At 43.8% G+C, this 13110-nt stretch carries 16 protein-coding genes and 1 tRNA gene; 13 read left to right on the top strand and 4 right to left on the bottom strand.

The genetic code is table 11. The annotated features are described in order from the left end of the window. Positions 1–76 precede the first annotated feature (76 nt). Entirely contained in the window at positions 77–349 is a 273-nt protein-coding gene (locus tag NSMS1_RS05245; protein WP_224091714.1) for a hypothetical protein, read from the top strand. Positions 350–674: 325 nt separating this feature from the next. Here NSMS1_RS05245 and NSMS1_RS05240 read toward each other — a convergent pair whose 3' ends face one another. Together NSMS1_RS05240 and NSMS1_RS05235 are read right to left on the bottom strand one after the other, a co-directional pair. Further along, positions 675–1355: a recombinase family protein gene (locus tag NSMS1_RS05240; protein WP_224091713.1), complete on the bottom strand. Its 681-nt coding sequence runs from the start codon at positions 1353–1355 to the stop codon at positions 675–677. A 94-nt stretch (positions 1356–1449) separates the two neighbouring features. Continuing rightward, positions 1450–1632 (bottom strand): hypothetical protein, encoded by a 183-nt coding sequence (locus tag NSMS1_RS05235; protein ID WP_224091712.1) that lies wholly within the window; start codon positions 1630–1632, stop codon positions 1450–1452. 128 nt (positions 1633–1760) lie between these two features. On the opposite strand from NSMS1_RS05235, the gene NSMS1_RS05230 reads away from it, so the two are divergent. The 9 genes from NSMS1_RS05230 (at position 1761) to NSMS1_RS05190 (ending at position 8223) form a co-directional block, all read left to right on the top strand. After that, positions 1761–1949: a hypothetical protein gene (locus NSMS1_RS05230; RefSeq protein WP_224091711.1), complete on the top strand. Its 189-nt coding sequence runs from the start codon at positions 1761–1763 to the stop codon at positions 1947–1949. An 87-nt stretch (positions 1950–2036) separates the two neighbouring features. Further along, entirely contained in the window at positions 2037–2354 is a 318-nt protein-coding gene (locus tag NSMS1_RS05225; RefSeq protein ID WP_224091710.1) for a hypothetical protein, read from the top strand. 11 nt (positions 2355–2365) lie between these two features. Next, positions 2366–2584, top strand: coding sequence for a hypothetical protein (locus tag NSMS1_RS05220; RefSeq protein WP_224091709.1), 219 nt, complete (start codon positions 2366–2368; stop codon positions 2582–2584). A gap of 163 nt (positions 2585–2747) precedes the next feature. Further along, positions 2748–3095 carry a hypothetical protein gene (locus NSMS1_RS05215; RefSeq protein ID WP_224091708.1) on the top strand — a complete coding sequence of 116 codons (348 nt, stop codon included), beginning with the start codon at positions 2748–2750 and terminating at the stop codon, positions 3093–3095. Between the two features lie 124 nt (positions 3096–3219). Then, positions 3220–4467 (top strand): hypothetical protein, encoded by a 1248-nt coding sequence (locus NSMS1_RS05210; RefSeq protein WP_224091706.1) that lies wholly within the window; start codon positions 3220–3222, stop codon positions 4465–4467. Between the two features lie 34 nt (positions 4468–4501). Beyond that, positions 4502–4744, top strand: a complete 243-nt coding sequence (locus NSMS1_RS05205; RefSeq protein WP_224091704.1) for a hypothetical protein — start codon at positions 4502–4504, stop codon at positions 4742–4744. A 416-nt stretch (positions 4745–5160) separates the two neighbouring features. Then, the gene (locus NSMS1_RS05200; RefSeq protein ID WP_224091702.1) at positions 5161–5841 is read left to right on the top strand and encodes a hypothetical protein; all 681 of its coding nucleotides are present in this window, start codon (positions 5161–5163) and stop codon (positions 5839–5841) included. Beyond that, entirely contained in the window at positions 5831–6061 is a 231-nt protein-coding gene (locus NSMS1_RS05195; RefSeq protein WP_224091701.1) for a hypothetical protein, read from the top strand. Before NSMS1_RS05200 ends, NSMS1_RS05195 begins: the two co-directional genes overlap by 11 nt. A gap of 89 nt (positions 6062–6150) precedes the next feature. Further along, positions 6151–8223: a virulence-associated E family protein gene (locus NSMS1_RS05190; protein WP_224091700.1), complete on the top strand. Its 2073-nt coding sequence runs from the start codon at positions 6151–6153 to the stop codon at positions 8221–8223. Between the two features lie 566 nt (positions 8224–8789). On the opposite strand, the gene NSMS1_RS05185 is transcribed toward NSMS1_RS05190, so the two are convergent. Then, a complete protein-coding gene (locus tag NSMS1_RS05185; RefSeq protein WP_224091699.1) occupies positions 8790–8999 on the bottom strand; it encodes a hypothetical protein in 210 nt (69 codons plus the stop codon). A gap of 213 nt (positions 9000–9212) precedes the next feature. On the opposite strand from NSMS1_RS05185, the gene NSMS1_RS05180 reads away from it, so the two are divergent. Continuing rightward, positions 9213–9284: transfer RNA gene (locus NSMS1_RS05180), tRNA-Cys, on the top strand. A 114-nt stretch (positions 9285–9398) separates the two neighbouring features. Here the strand turns inward: NSMS1_RS05180 and NSMS1_RS05175 are convergent. After that, positions 9399–10682: an ankyrin repeat domain-containing protein gene (locus NSMS1_RS05175; protein ID WP_224091698.1), complete on the bottom strand. Its 1284-nt coding sequence runs from the start codon at positions 10680–10682 to the stop codon at positions 9399–9401. Between the two features lie 398 nt (positions 10683–11080). Here NSMS1_RS05175 and NSMS1_RS05170 point away from each other — a divergent pair, with 398 nt between their 5' ends. Next, on the top strand, positions 11081–11692 hold the full coding sequence (locus NSMS1_RS05170; RefSeq protein WP_224091697.1) for a DUF2996 domain-containing protein: 612 nt from the start codon (positions 11081–11083) through the stop codon (positions 11690–11692). 268 nt (positions 11693–11960) lie between these two features. After that, the gene (gene acsF, locus NSMS1_RS05165; RefSeq protein ID WP_224091696.1) at positions 11961–13037 is read left to right on the top strand and encodes a magnesium-protoporphyrin IX monomethyl ester (oxidative) cyclase; all 1077 of its coding nucleotides are present in this window, start codon (positions 11961–11963) and stop codon (positions 13035–13037) included. Positions 13038–13110 lie beyond the last annotated feature (73 nt).

Genomic DNA, 13110 nt, shown 5'->3' with positions numbered 1-13110 from the left:
AACATTCTGACCTGCACTTACTAATGATAACTTGTGATGTAGTATACTTGTCTTTATACTTAGGAGTAACCCTACAGTGAGCGACATTCAGAAGTGGAACAACGATAGTCATATTAAGCTAACTGGTATTTCTGGTCATCTGTGGCTTGCGATCGCTCACTTGGAACAGTACAAAAGAGAACTACCAATAGACAGCAACGAACATCACCAGATAGCCTGTTCACTAAGACACGCTAAGAGAGCATTAGTAGCTTATAGTCTCACTCGCCACAGCCAACAAGTATCACAAGAGATAACCGAGTTGGACTTACAAGAAGACGACAAGATAAGGTTATTAGACAGAAGTTAGCTATAAGTAAAACTAATGATTGCCAAATGCAAACCTTAGAAAACACGACCACAGCACGAGAACACCTTAAGACCCAGTGTTAACAGCACTAGTAGACTAAAGCGAGGCTACTGTGGTGTTTGTTGGCTCTAGTTGCGCGTGTGGTGCGAAAACTGCTGTATATTTCCTCAGAAAGCTTCCCGACACACCTCAGCCAGCCGCCTTCCCCCCCGTTCACTTTAGCCAAACACCCTAGACAAAACAAAAGCTGACTCTTACCTTTGCGAGAGTCAGCTTTTGTTTATGTTGTTAACGTGTGTTATGTCTTTTGTCATTATAACACAAGTTAAGCTGACTTACTTAATCTTTTGCTGAGGGCTTGTTTTGTCCAGTGTGTACCCCTGCTAGTTGTGAAGCCTTCAGTGTTCAGTGTGTCGGCTACAGCTTCCAAAGACTTACCTAGTTGTCTTAGTTCTAATGCTCTCTGTATTGCAGCTTCAGTGGCTTGCTGTGCCTTCTCTGAGTGCGCTTGTCTACCAGCCTTACCCAGTTGTTTACCTTGTTTCTTCAGTTGGGCTAGTGCGTCTTTGGTGCGTTGGCTAATGGCTTGTCTCTCTTGTTCACTCACCATAGCTTTCAGGTAGATTTCCATAGGAGAAGCGTTAGGACTGTCAGCAGCTATGAGGGCTGGAGTTTGTGAACCGAAGAAGTAGTTGTTAACGTAGCCTGACACATGGAAAACCTCACGGCTGAATCTATCCTGTTTGCTCACCAATAGACTAGCCCCATGTTTCTGTGCCTCGGTGAGAGCTTGCATGAACACTGGGCGTTCTCTTGGGTCTACCTTACCACTAATGATTTCACTGAACACGCCAACTATGGTTAGCTGTCGTTGTTCGCACAGTCGTTTACAAGCGTCTAACTGAGCGTCCAGACCTAAGCCTGATTTCCCTTGCTCGTCTGTGCTGACTCTTAGGTAGATAACAACAGCGTTTGGGTTGGCTTTTACTTTCTTAGTAGTCTTCATGTTCACACCTCAGTTAACTTGCTTATGAGAACAAGTTAACCCAAGTGATTAGCATTTGTCAACTTCTAACGGGCGTTAGAAAGCTACGCCATAGTTAGTCCGCTTTTGTGTTCTCTCCTAGTTTGCCTGCCTTGTCTATAGCTTTCAAATGTTTCCACTCGTTTACAATGCGTTCCAAAGCTTCAGCAATACTAATGTTTTCTGCTGCTGCTAAGACTCTAACTTCTCTCTGTACTTCTTCACTAACGTTTCTGATTGTCCATTTGTCTTGTGCCATCTAAGTTCCTGCCCGGCTTGTATAAACTTGTCGGACAAGTAAGACATAGTGAGTTATACTTGTAATAACAAGTCCGACTAAAGAGAACATGGTCACTTTAGTTTACCAACTACAGGAGACTTAACCCTATGTACACAAGCGACAACAGTCTGATAGAAGACACAAGACTAACTATCAGTGACTCAGAAGTGAGCTTTGTTGTAGCCAACGGAGACACAACAGAAGTCTACAGCACACCTACCAATGACTACGCTGATTCTCTGGCTATCCAAGCGGTAGTGGAAGACATAGTAACTAACGTGAACACAAGTAAGTAGGAGACAGACACAAGAGCTTAGTTCGCTCTTGTACAATTTCACACAAACAAGAGCAGTCTTTAACAGTAAACAAAAGCAGGTGAAATTATGGTAGAGACTATGACAAGCAACGGTAAGACCGCATCAGAAAGCAGTAGCAAACCCAAACGTAAACGAGAGCGAAAGCTACCTACACTGATCGCAACAGGACAGCAAGAGCGCAAAATGCTTAAGCTGACTGGCAGTGTCTCAGCAAACGCTCAGGAGGTAGCTAACAATAAGTTTCCTTTGCTCACTCCCTTTGTGACTTCTCCAGAGAGTAGCGAACTGTTTGTGAAGCTGAGTAAGCACGAGGTTGTTAGTCTCCTCAGCCAGCAAAGGTTCTCTACGGCTGGTGTTGTTGGGTATTTAGTAAATCTAGCGTAGGGAAACAACTTATGTATTCAGCAAGTTTCAGTTCAGTCTATAGAGGTAGCGAGTTTGTTAGCGTTCTCTATGTTTACAGAAGTCTAGAGGGCAGACAGGAATGCAGAAAGCTAGAAGGTAAACAAGCTCAGACCTACTACTCAGCGTTAGCAGGAGCGCACAGTAAACAACAGGTTCTATCTTTAGCGTTTACTAGAGCCAAAGCCTACGAAGAAAACACAACAGTCTAAACACAGGAGTAAACAGTGGATAGGTTGGCAGCAGGTTTTCTAGCATTACTAGGTCTGCTGCTTTTGCTTACTACAACGAGCATTAGTAGCAAGACAACAGTAATTAACATCTGCATTCTTTGTGCAGACACACATCAGACCAATAGACCAGAGGTAAACAGAAGTGAATGAGACAACAATAACTAAAGACCAAATAACAACGACTACCAAAGACAACACGATTACTATAAGCCTAGACAGCAAAAGAGAACAACTGCCAGAGCCAACAACAGCAAAGACAGCTTTAGGTGAGATTATCTTTAGTTCTCTGTTGTGTGCTTTTGCTAGTGCGCTTGTGACTCAGACAGTTTACTTTTGTGTACCTATCTTATCTAGTGAACGCTTGCTGTTAGCTGTAGTTGGGTGTGCTGTCTTTGGTGTTGGCTTGCAGTGGAGCGTAAGCAAGCGGTTACAACCAACAACTATTATCAGTGCCTCAGCAGTTATCGCTGGAGTTGTCTTAGGAAGTTAACTCTAGCTTCCGTGCTGGTTCAGCGAGAGATATCAGTATTATCTAGTCTTTTGCAACATTTGTAAACAGTGGAAAACATACCGTGAGTAACCAAGATTACCCAGTCTCATTCACACGTACACTGATGCAGCTAACCCAGCACACAGCTATCAGCACAGTTAGCTTAGGGCTTGCGGGTTGTCTCCTGTTGCCTGTGGTTGGTCTTCAGAACAGAGGACTAAGTAAACTGCTGTCATCTGTGGTGGGCTTGGGTGTTGTTGCTGTAGGTTACAGGTCTTACGTAGATAACCGCAAGCTAACCGCGCTAGGTGAAGACTTAGGACTGATAGAACGTAAACAATCTATAGCTTGGTACAACAGCCTACTCAGTCGCAAACAAGAGCTAACCTTAACCCAGTCTGTACCTGTGGATGCTGATGTCATCTCGGATGTAGTTAGCTATTGGCTACAGCAGGACAAGCATTTGTTAGTCGTTGGAGGCACAGGCGCAGGGAAGTCTACATTTATCCAGTCGTTTGCTTCTGTGTTGGGCGCTGGTTGGCATTACAAACTATACGATACAGACTGCACTTGTGATGACTGGCTATACATCAGAAGCTTACCTAACTGTCAGATGTACGAAAGCTTCAGCAGCATCAGCGAACAAATGCAGGAAGACTTAGAAGTTATCGAACAGCGCACAGTGGAACGTAAGCAGGCTGGGAACAAGTGGACAACTGACAACACGCTGATAGTTGCTGAAGAATTACCAGTGTTGGTAGATGAGATAGAACACGCTGGTCAGTGGTTATCTAGGCACGCTAAAAGAGGGCGCAGGGTTAAGCGGTTTGTTGCTGCTGTTGTCCAGAATGACACAGTGAAAAACTTAGGACTGGAAGGAGACAGCAAGCTTAGAGACAGTTGTTTTGTGAGAGTTTACTTAGGTCAGTCAGCAGTAGAGAGGGCGCAAGCACTGAAGAACACCGAGTTAGAACGCTGGTTGGTGTCTGGAGGTAAGCAAGTGTGTCTAGTAGACGATAAGCCAGCACTAAGACCGACCAGTGTACAAATGCAAACCAGACCGACTGCACATAAGTCTGTGAGAGTGAACGCTTATGACTCACAGTTCAGCTTAAGTTCAGCCTCAGAAACAGCCGAAAACCTTGCAGAAAGCCAATGTTCAGCCGTTCACGAACCATCGGAAACAACAGTTTTACTGGAGAATCAGCCGTTAACTGGTGTCTATGTGACTGCTGAACAAGTGGAAGCCTTAAGAGAACTGTACAACAACGGTTGGAGTGTGCCAGCGATTCTAGAAGGCAAGCTCGGACAAAAGAGGGGCGGAAGTTGGGCTAGAAAGCGTGAGTGGTTGGAGAGGCTACTGGAGAGTTAACAGAACTTGGTCGTAACAAACAAGTGAGAACGACATGGGAAGTCTAAAGAAGTCTTGGGGCGGCGATCGCAGAAGTAAGTACAACGGGAAGAAAACAAAGGTTGTCAGAGTGCCTGAAGATGTAGACGCTGATGCTCTTGTTCAGCTAACTGAAGACTTGCGCTCGTTGGTTGACGCTTGGAAAACAGAACTACACCCAACTAGCCCCAGACATGAACGCTTTAAGTTGGCTATCGATGAGGTTCAGCAGTTATTAGATGGTCTAAAGAAAACCTAGCGTCTACGTCTAAAGATAGATATTTTCAGAGGTATTCATTTTGTACCAAGCTACCAAATATTCGACCACAACTGAAAGAGTAAGAGGACAAAAGAGCCTCCAACGTAAACCAAAGACAAAGGAACCTTAACGTGAGTAAACCGAGAAAGACAACCAAAATACAATTCTACATTTCTAATGAGTTCTACGCTGACCTACAACAGCTTGCCAACAAACGAGAAATGAGCATTCCAACGTTGTGCAAGCTAGCGTTAGCCGACTGGAGAAAGACCAATGACAACGCTAGTTAGCACACTCTTGTTCTGTAATCTTCTGTTGTCGCTCTCATATCTAAAGACAACAGAACTCACCCAAACAAAACACCTGCCAACGTGCGAAGAAGGCAGGCAAGTAAACAAAACGAAGGATGAAAACCAATGAAAACTAATGAAACCCCGTTACCTGAAATTCTGTGGTCTAACACCCACAGCAGCATTGTTTCTAGACAGCAGTACAGACAAGACAAACTGGAACTCCCAGATTACATGACTTACAAGTACATTCAGAAAATAGCCAACAGCAGCATAAAGACTCACCGCATGGAATCCTATGTTACTACTGCGTTGTGTTCCCTTGGGTTGACTGCATCAGTGATTCCAAACGTCGCTGACGGGTATACAAACGACAAGGAAGCTGACATCTTAATATCTACTGCTGGTAGTATGTTGGCTCTAGAAGTGAAAACAGCTAAGTATAGAGGGGCTATCTTGGGCGAACCAATAGACGACACAATAGCAGGTGCTAACGGGTTCGATAGTTTACCTCGGTGGTTGTGGGTTGACAGTGTGAAAGCCTGGAGAGCCAAAGAAAGAACCCACAGACAACGAGAACAACAGTTAATCGGGTGTGTTGTGTTAGCTCCTATTGGCAATTGGTCTGACGAGCATGAGACGGTTTACGGCGCAATCTACCTACCAGCCAACCTTAGACAACACTGGAACATAGACGAAGCTTACAACCCCTACAAACGCACTCGATACAACGCTTTCCAGTGTCCACGCCGATACATGAGAACTATTGCTGACTTAGTTGCTGAGGTAAACGAGTATGCAGCGTAAACAAAAGACCAACCCACAGTTAACTGAAGTCGCACGCCTAGAACTAACCTATCTACTCGCTGCAAATCCAAAGCCTACGACAGCAACCGAAGCATATGTGCAATGGTTGGGCTGGTGTATTCAGTGGAATGAACTAACCAAAGCGCAAGCGTTAACAGTGGTTTCAGACACGATAGACAAACTTATCCTTCTGCACCAAACAATGTCTGAGTCCAAGTAAACCGACCGCAAACCAAAGAGCCGCCAGTGCAGCGAACACATGACGGCTCTAGTAAACCAAACATAAGCAGACCGTGGAGGGTCTAACTAATGAAATCTATTAACCCTATTCTAACCCAAACCTCTGACTACTCGCAAGCTGAAGCCTTCATAAATGCAATTGTGGGTGGTTCTGCTGTCACTTGGCAGACCTTCGACGATAGCGAGAACAAAGACAAAGCGTTAACCCAATGCTGGCATGATACCTTAGTAAGTTCTTGGAACAAACTACAGCGACTAAATGACCAAGGCGCAGGCGTGTTTGTCACTATTCAGGAGACAGACGGCACAGGCAAGCGTACAACAGATAACATTACTCGCGTTCGCGCTCTCTTTATCGACTGTGACAACGGTATTCCTGACAGTTGGCACTTGCAGCCATCCATCATAGTAAACACCAGCACTAACAAATGTCATGCTTATTGGCTCCTGAGTGAACCTGTAATCATGTCGGCTGAAGTGTTCAGAAGTTGTCAGGAGAGACTAATTACTCACTATGAATCTGATAAGGCTATTAAAGACTTGGCGCGAGTGATGAGACTGCCAGGACTACTGCACAACAAACAAACGCCTACTCTGGTATCTATCAGCGAAGCTTCAGGCATACGTTACACAGTAGACCAAATACTAGAAGGACTACCAGAGCTAACACCAGCCAAACCTAAGCAAACCAAAGCAGAGGTAAGCAAGCCCAACTACTCTGATGTTCCCGCTAACACCAACTTCAGAGAGACATTAGAAAACTTCGCCAACAAACTAAAGCAAGCGAAGGAAGGCGAACGTAACAGCACACTGAACATAAGCAAGTACACCTTAGCTGGCTTGTTCCCAGACAAACTAGAAGCTATCGACGAGTGTCTGTTTACTATCGCTACCGACTACTTAGGTCTGTCTGAAGAAGAAACTAGATGCACGTTAGCCAGTGCCAGCAAAGGGACAGAAAAGCCGATTACACTAATGAACAATGGTGGCAGCAGAAGCAAAGGCAATCAGATGAGACAAGAGCTTTCTGAGTTCTTTGGAGAAGATTTGCAATGGGACGAGATGGAAAACCAATTAAGGTTTCGCGGTGTTCACATGAGCATCGAAAGACTACAAGAGTTGGCAGAGCAAGAACTAGACAGAGACTACCCTGACAGCAAGTTCGAGAGATTCTCTGTAGTTTACGCTGAACAACGCTCATATCACCCAGTTCGTGCTTACTTGCAGAGCTTAACTGTTGCCAACGATGCTGAACCTATCCTTAGTGCTTTCTTCCAAGCTATCGGAGTTGACAAAAAGCTACACAGAATCTACTGGCGACGTTGGCTAATTTCTGCTGTTGCACGTGCGTTGTCTCCAGGTTGTAAGGCTGATAATGCTTTGGTGTTACAAGGTGGACAAGGCATTGGTAAGACAACACTACTACAAGACATCTTCGGTAAACAATTCTTCCAAACCGTAGGCGAACATAAGAGCCAAGTAGACGAAATCCTGAGTATGCACAATAGTTGGTGCTGTGAGTACGGAGAGATAGAGAACGCATTAAGCCAGAAAGATATCGCCAGCATTAAAGCATTCCTAAGTAAAGAAGACGACCTCTTTAGACGACCATACGGTAAAGCAAGCCAACGTTATTCACGCTCTTTTGTAGTCGCTGGTACAACAAATAAGACTGAGTTTCTTAAGGACACTACAGGCAACAGACGGTTCTGGGTAGTTAACATAACTCAGCAAGTAGACAGGAAAGCAGTACAAGAGATGAGAGACGACTTATGGAGCGCGATTCTAAAGCTGTACTTAGACGGTGAACAATGGGAGCTAACCAACGCTGAAAAACTAATGTCTGCTGAAGACACAGCCCAATATGAACAAGAGAATCCCTGGACTGAACGTATAGCAACCTACATAACACACCATAACCCATGTACCCTTGCTGACATTATGGAAAATGCTTTAGGTTTCGACACTAGCAGACTAAACGATAAGAAAGCACAAATGGAAGTCGGCGCGGTGTTGTCTAAACTGGGAGCAACAAAACGAAGGGTAGGTCAGAAGAAAGTTACCTACTGGTCACTGCCAACACTTGACATGCTAACCAGTGAAGACGTAAAGACCACTGAGACTTACGAAGAAGTGTACTAAGTCTAATAGAACTAGACTAACCTCAGCTAACTTGCCTGTGTTAGCTGAGTTTTTCTTTTGCTTAGATGGACACACCTTTACCCTGGACACACCTATGTCTACTAGGGTGTGACACACCTGAAAGCCTTGCCTCACAAGGAAAGTACACACCTGGACACACCTGACACTCTATTTTGCAGAAATCTATTAAAATATCTGTGTGCTGTTGCAAACTGACTAACGTTACTAATACCCCAAAATAATCTTATAAATAGTATGTCCAGGTATGTCAGGTATGTACACTTGGGTTAGAGCGTAAGCATGGTAAGCTTTCTAGGGTGGACATACCTTAGTGGACATACCTATCCTAGTTTTCTATGTGAGTCCACATTAGGACACCCAACTTACAGCTAACATCACTTTACTTTTGTAGGGACTATTGTTGGTTGTGATTGGTGCGGCTGATAGTTATAGTCATTATCTGGGTTTCTGTTGTCTAAGTCTGCCTCACAACTGGGGAAGAAGATAGATATCAGTAGGTTGACAACTATAAAGATTACAAACGCTTTCTCATCGATGTTCACAGATTACTTCTCACCTCTGCGTCTTATATCGTGTTCTACGACTACACCTGTTATTGCTGCCAGCGTAAGACCAGCAGAGATGTTGTTCTCTAGGTTGTTGTCTAAGGAAACACCAGTAACTACCAGTAACACCTGAAAACCAATCGGTGTAAATATCCAAGCTACCAAAACCTTTGCCCACAATGGTGTAGACTTTTTCGTGTCGTTGCTCATCGGTTGTTTGTAGTGGTTGTGTCTAATTACTCAGTATTCCCAATTTTCACCACTACTAGCCTACAATAGCCACGTTAGAACACAACTTAGGTTTTCTTTTACTGTTGTTGTCATTAGACTTTCGTTGGGTTATATTAGTTAAGCTAGTGTTTTGGCTCCTATCTGGCTCCTGTTGTTCAGTTGTCGATAAGGAAAACGCCAGAAAGCAGGCATGGCGGCATAGCCAAGTGGTAAGGCAGAGGTCTGCAAAACCTCCACTCCCCAGTTCAAATCTGGGTGCCGCCTTTAGAAAACACAAGTATTACAGGGCTTTCAAGCCCTTTTTTAATAGTATTAGGGCTGCTTTACACAGCCTGCATCTTCTTTTTTAGCCACATCAGGCATAGCTAATAATTAGTCTCACTCCTGCGCTCCAGCTTGCTTTAAACTTTGGACTATACTCCTAAAGCCATTAAATTCGGCAATCATCAAAGCTGTATAGCCACCACGATTTTTTAAATTTGTATCAGCCCCACTTTCTAGCAAGATTTGCACCGCTTTGTTGTAACCACCAGCAGCAGCCCAAATTAAAGCGGTAGCGCCCACAGTGTCTTGGTAATTGATATTAGCACCTTTCGCCAGTAATAACTGAATGATTCCTGGATGATTTCGTTCTGTAGCTTTAATTAAAGGGCTTTTACCATCACCTGCGGGAATATTGGCATCAGCACCGTAGTTTAACAATATCCTCACTGTCTCGGTGTGACCTTGAGATACGGCTAAGGTTAAAGATGTTTCACCTAGATTTTTGTCATTTAAACTTGCGCCAGAATTTAGTAGTGTTTCGACTATCTCATGATGTCCCTGCAATGCTGCTACTAATAATGGTGTATCGCCCAAGTTGTTTTTAATTTGGATATTTGCACCTCTGTTGAGTAACATTTGTAGCACATCACTATACCCCTCTACTGTGGCAATATGTAGGGCGGTTTCTCCATCTTGGTCTTGATGATTTATCTGTGCGCCTCTATCTAGTAAAGTTTCTACGATCGCTTGATTACCTGCGGCTACAGCTGCTAATAATGCTGTACTACCGTCTTTATTTGCTTGATTAACATCAACTCCCGCTTCCAGTAACACTTGTACCACATGCAAATGTCCTAAATCTGCTGCTAACATCAACAGCGTATCTCCTGCTTCGTCTGGGGTACTAGCATCTGCACCGCTTTGTAAAATTAACTGCACCACAGCCCCCTGTCCTTGCTTCAGTGCCAGTTTTAAAGCAGTATCATCATCTTTATCTGTAATATTGACATCAGCACTAGCAGCTAACAAAAGCCGCACCACTTCTACATAACCTTTTAGGGCTGCGGCCATTAAAGCTGTACTACCATCTTCATTGGTAGCATTGACATCAGCACCCCTAGATATTAAAAGTTGCACAATATCAACTTGATTTGCACTAGCAGCCAACATCAAAGCTGTTAAACCATAGCGCTTTCTGGATAAATTTACACTTGCCCCAGCATCTAGAAGCGATCGCACTATTTCTGTGTACCCTAGATTAGCAGCAAACATTAATGCTGTAGTACCATCGCGATCGCACGCATCTACCTTAGCGCCACCCGCCAGCAGTACACCCAAACCTTTGATATCACCGCTTTTCGCAGCCTTTAGCAATAAAATATCGTTATTATCAGTCATGAATAAATCCCTACTGGGAATTTTATATTTAGTTCCAGAATTTAGTCTCAGATGCTTTAGGTACTTTTGCAAGATACTTGCCGAATATCAGATAGGTAAGTATTTGGCATATAAATACACCTTATCTTTCCTATAATTACCATTAGTTTGTATATATTTTTTAACAGCTTTTAAATCATCTTTTTTCTAGCTTTGTGAGAAATTTGATGATTAACTATTGACTGCCAAACCTATGTCAAAATAAAGGTAATTTATTATCTAGAGGTAAGCAAGCGCTCTACAAGCTAGATGACCATGTAATAAAATACACAACGAAGTGATAAAAGTATCTCTTCCCCAGTCTCTAGCTCTAACCTCTAACCCCTATTTTCAAGCTAGACAAAGGATAGACCTGAGCAATGGCAGACCCAACAAATCAAAATCAAGCAGACGCGATCCCCAGTACCGTTGAACAGAAAGCGCCCTCTGTCTCTGAAGAAAACGCCCCCAGCACTAGCGAAGCAGTAGCGACAAATATTCCTACTGCCAACACGCCAGATCCGGCATCTGCGAACCCGGAGACTAACCCCAACGCGGCTAAACCCGCAGAAAAACCTGCCCCAGCCGCAGCCAAAGCCGCAAAGAAAGAGAAAGCCCCATCTGTGGAAGACAAGCCATTTGTCGAGTTCATGGAGCAAGATTATTTGCCAGCTTTGCAAAAAGCGATCGCCTCTGAGGGCGTAAAAGATTTACAGCTTTCTTTCGCCAAGCAGAAGCTTCCTGTCGCTGGTTTGTCATCCTCTGAAGAATGTTGGCAAGTAATTGGTAGTTGGCAAGGTGGCCAGCGCCAGTTTAATGTGTATTTCCCCGATGAAGATATTCAGGGCAAAAAAGGTTTTTCCTGCAATGAAGGCAGAAGACCTAGCACTCTAGAATCATTTTTAATCGACGAGCGCAAAATTACCCTTGATATGTTGGTATCTCGTCTTGTCTACCGCTTGAATGGTCAAAAATGGTTAGGTAGGAATTAAAGGAGTACTGAGTTGACAATGGACAGTGGACAATGGACAGTGACTAACCTGTTAACTGTCAACTGTCAACTGTCAACTGTCAACTGTCAACTACCTTCTGCCTCCAATTGTTGCAACTCTTAACGTTTTGTCTACCAGTTTGCCTCTACACCTTGGTAGACTGAGATTTATACAAATTCAATATTGTCGGCTGTTGCGCCTTTTGGGGGCATAACCTTTAGCTTTCAGGGCGTAGTCAAGATAATAAAAACAAAAGAGCAGTTAGGACATGGTAGATTCCCTAAAAAAGCCAGGCTTTGAAGAAATACGGCCCGGAATTAAAGTCCCGGCCAAGGAAACTCTATTAACACCCCGGTTTTATACCACTGATTTTGATGAGATGGCACGGATGGACATATCCGTCAACGAAGACGAGTTGAGAGCCATTCTCGAAGAGTTCCGTGTTGACTATAACCGTCATCACTTTGTACGGGATGCCGAGTTTGAACAATCCTGGGATCACATTGACGGGGATACTCGCCGCTTGTTCGTAGAATTTTTAGAACGGTCTTGTACGGCAGAGTTCTCCGGCTTTTTACTCTACAAGGAACTCGGTCGCCGTTTAAAAGATAAAAGCCCCGTTTTGGCTGAATGCTTTAACCTGATGTCACGGGATGAAGCACGCCACGCTGGCTTCTTGAACAAAGCGATGTCAGATTTTAACCTGTCTCTTGATTTAGGATTTTTAACCAAGAGCCGCAATTATACCTTCTTTAAGCCAAAATTCATTTTCTACGCGACCTATCTTTCAGAAAAGATTGGTTACTGGCGCTATATCACCATTTATCGCCACTTAGAAGCGCATCCTGAAGACAGAATTTATCCAATTTTCCGTTTCTTTGAAAATTGGTGTCAGGATGAAAACCGTCACGGCGATTTCTTTGATGCGATTATGAAATCCCAGCCGCAAATGCTGAATGACTGGAAGGCGAAGCTATGGAGTCGCTTCTTCTTGTTGTCGGTGTTTGCCACCATGTATCTCAACGATATCCAACGTAAGGACTTCTACGCTACCCTTGGTCTAGATGCACGGGAATACGACATCTACGTAATTAAGAAAACCAATGAAACCGCAGGTAGAGTCTTCCCCGTAATGCTGGATGTAGATAGTCCAGAGTTTTACGAACGTTTGGATAAATGTGTTGAGAATAACGAAAAGCTGGAAGCGATCGCTAACTCCAAAACACCCAAATTCCTGCAATTATTCCAAAAATTACCAGTATTGGCTTCTACTGGCTGGCAATTATTACGCCTGTACTTCATGAAGCCAATTGATGCTGTTTCTGCCCAAGGCGCAGCTCGTTAAGTTCTAAAATTTTCGTAAACTATTAGGTGGTTCTGTTTTATACAGAGCCACTTTTTTATCTGCTAGTATAGCT

Source organism: Nostoc sp. MS1, assembly GCF_019976755.1.
In the GTDB taxonomy this organism is placed as follows: domain Bacteria; phylum Cyanobacteriota; class Cyanobacteriia; order Cyanobacteriales; family Nostocaceae; genus Trichormus.
The sequence above is the reverse complement of the archived record's forward strand: the minus strand, read 5'-3'. Positions and strand labels throughout refer to the sequence as shown.

Excerpts from the sequence above, each read along its gene's own strand:
- NSMS1_RS05195 (WP_224091701.1), top strand. The coding sequence starts at position 5,831 with ATGCAGCGTAAACAAAAGACCAACCCACAGTTAACTGAAGTCGCACGC.
- NSMS1_RS05200 (WP_224091702.1), top strand. The coding sequence starts at position 5,161 with ATGAAAACTAATGAAACCCCGTTACCTGAAATTCTGTGGTCTAACACC.
- NSMS1_RS05220 (WP_224091709.1), top strand. The coding sequence starts at position 2,366 with ATGTATTCAGCAAGTTTCAGTTCAGTCTATAGAGGTAGCGAGTTTGTT.
- NSMS1_RS05240 (WP_224091713.1), bottom strand. The coding sequence starts at position 1,355 with ATGAAGACTACTAAGAAAGTAAAAGCCAACCCAAACGCTGTTGTTATC.
- NSMS1_RS05185 (WP_224091699.1), bottom strand. The coding sequence starts at position 8,999 with ATGAGCAACGACACGAAAAAGTCTACACCATTGTGGGCAAAGGTTTTG.
- NSMS1_RS05190 (WP_224091700.1), top strand. The coding sequence starts at position 6,151 with ATGAAATCTATTAACCCTATTCTAACCCAAACCTCTGACTACTCGCAA.
- NSMS1_RS05205 (WP_224091704.1), top strand. The coding sequence starts at position 4,502 with ATGGGAAGTCTAAAGAAGTCTTGGGGCGGCGATCGCAGAAGTAAGTAC.
- acsF (WP_224091696.1), top strand. The coding sequence starts at position 11,961 with ATGGTAGATTCCCTAAAAAAGCCAGGCTTTGAAGAAATACGGCCCGGA.
- NSMS1_RS05175 (WP_224091698.1), bottom strand. The coding sequence starts at position 10,682 with ATGACTGATAATAACGATATTTTATTGCTAAAGGCTGCGAAAAGCGGT.
- NSMS1_RS05230 (WP_224091711.1), top strand. The coding sequence starts at position 1,761 with ATGTACACAAGCGACAACAGTCTGATAGAAGACACAAGACTAACTATC.
- NSMS1_RS05210 (WP_224091706.1), top strand. The coding sequence starts at position 3,220 with ATGCAGCTAACCCAGCACACAGCTATCAGCACAGTTAGCTTAGGGCTT.
- NSMS1_RS05170 (WP_224091697.1), top strand. The coding sequence starts at position 11,081 with ATGGCAGACCCAACAAATCAAAATCAAGCAGACGCGATCCCCAGTACC.
- NSMS1_RS05225 (WP_224091710.1), top strand. The coding sequence starts at position 2,037 with ATGGTAGAGACTATGACAAGCAACGGTAAGACCGCATCAGAAAGCAGT.
- NSMS1_RS05235 (WP_224091712.1), bottom strand. The coding sequence starts at position 1,632 with ATGGCACAAGACAAATGGACAATCAGAAACGTTAGTGAAGAAGTACAG.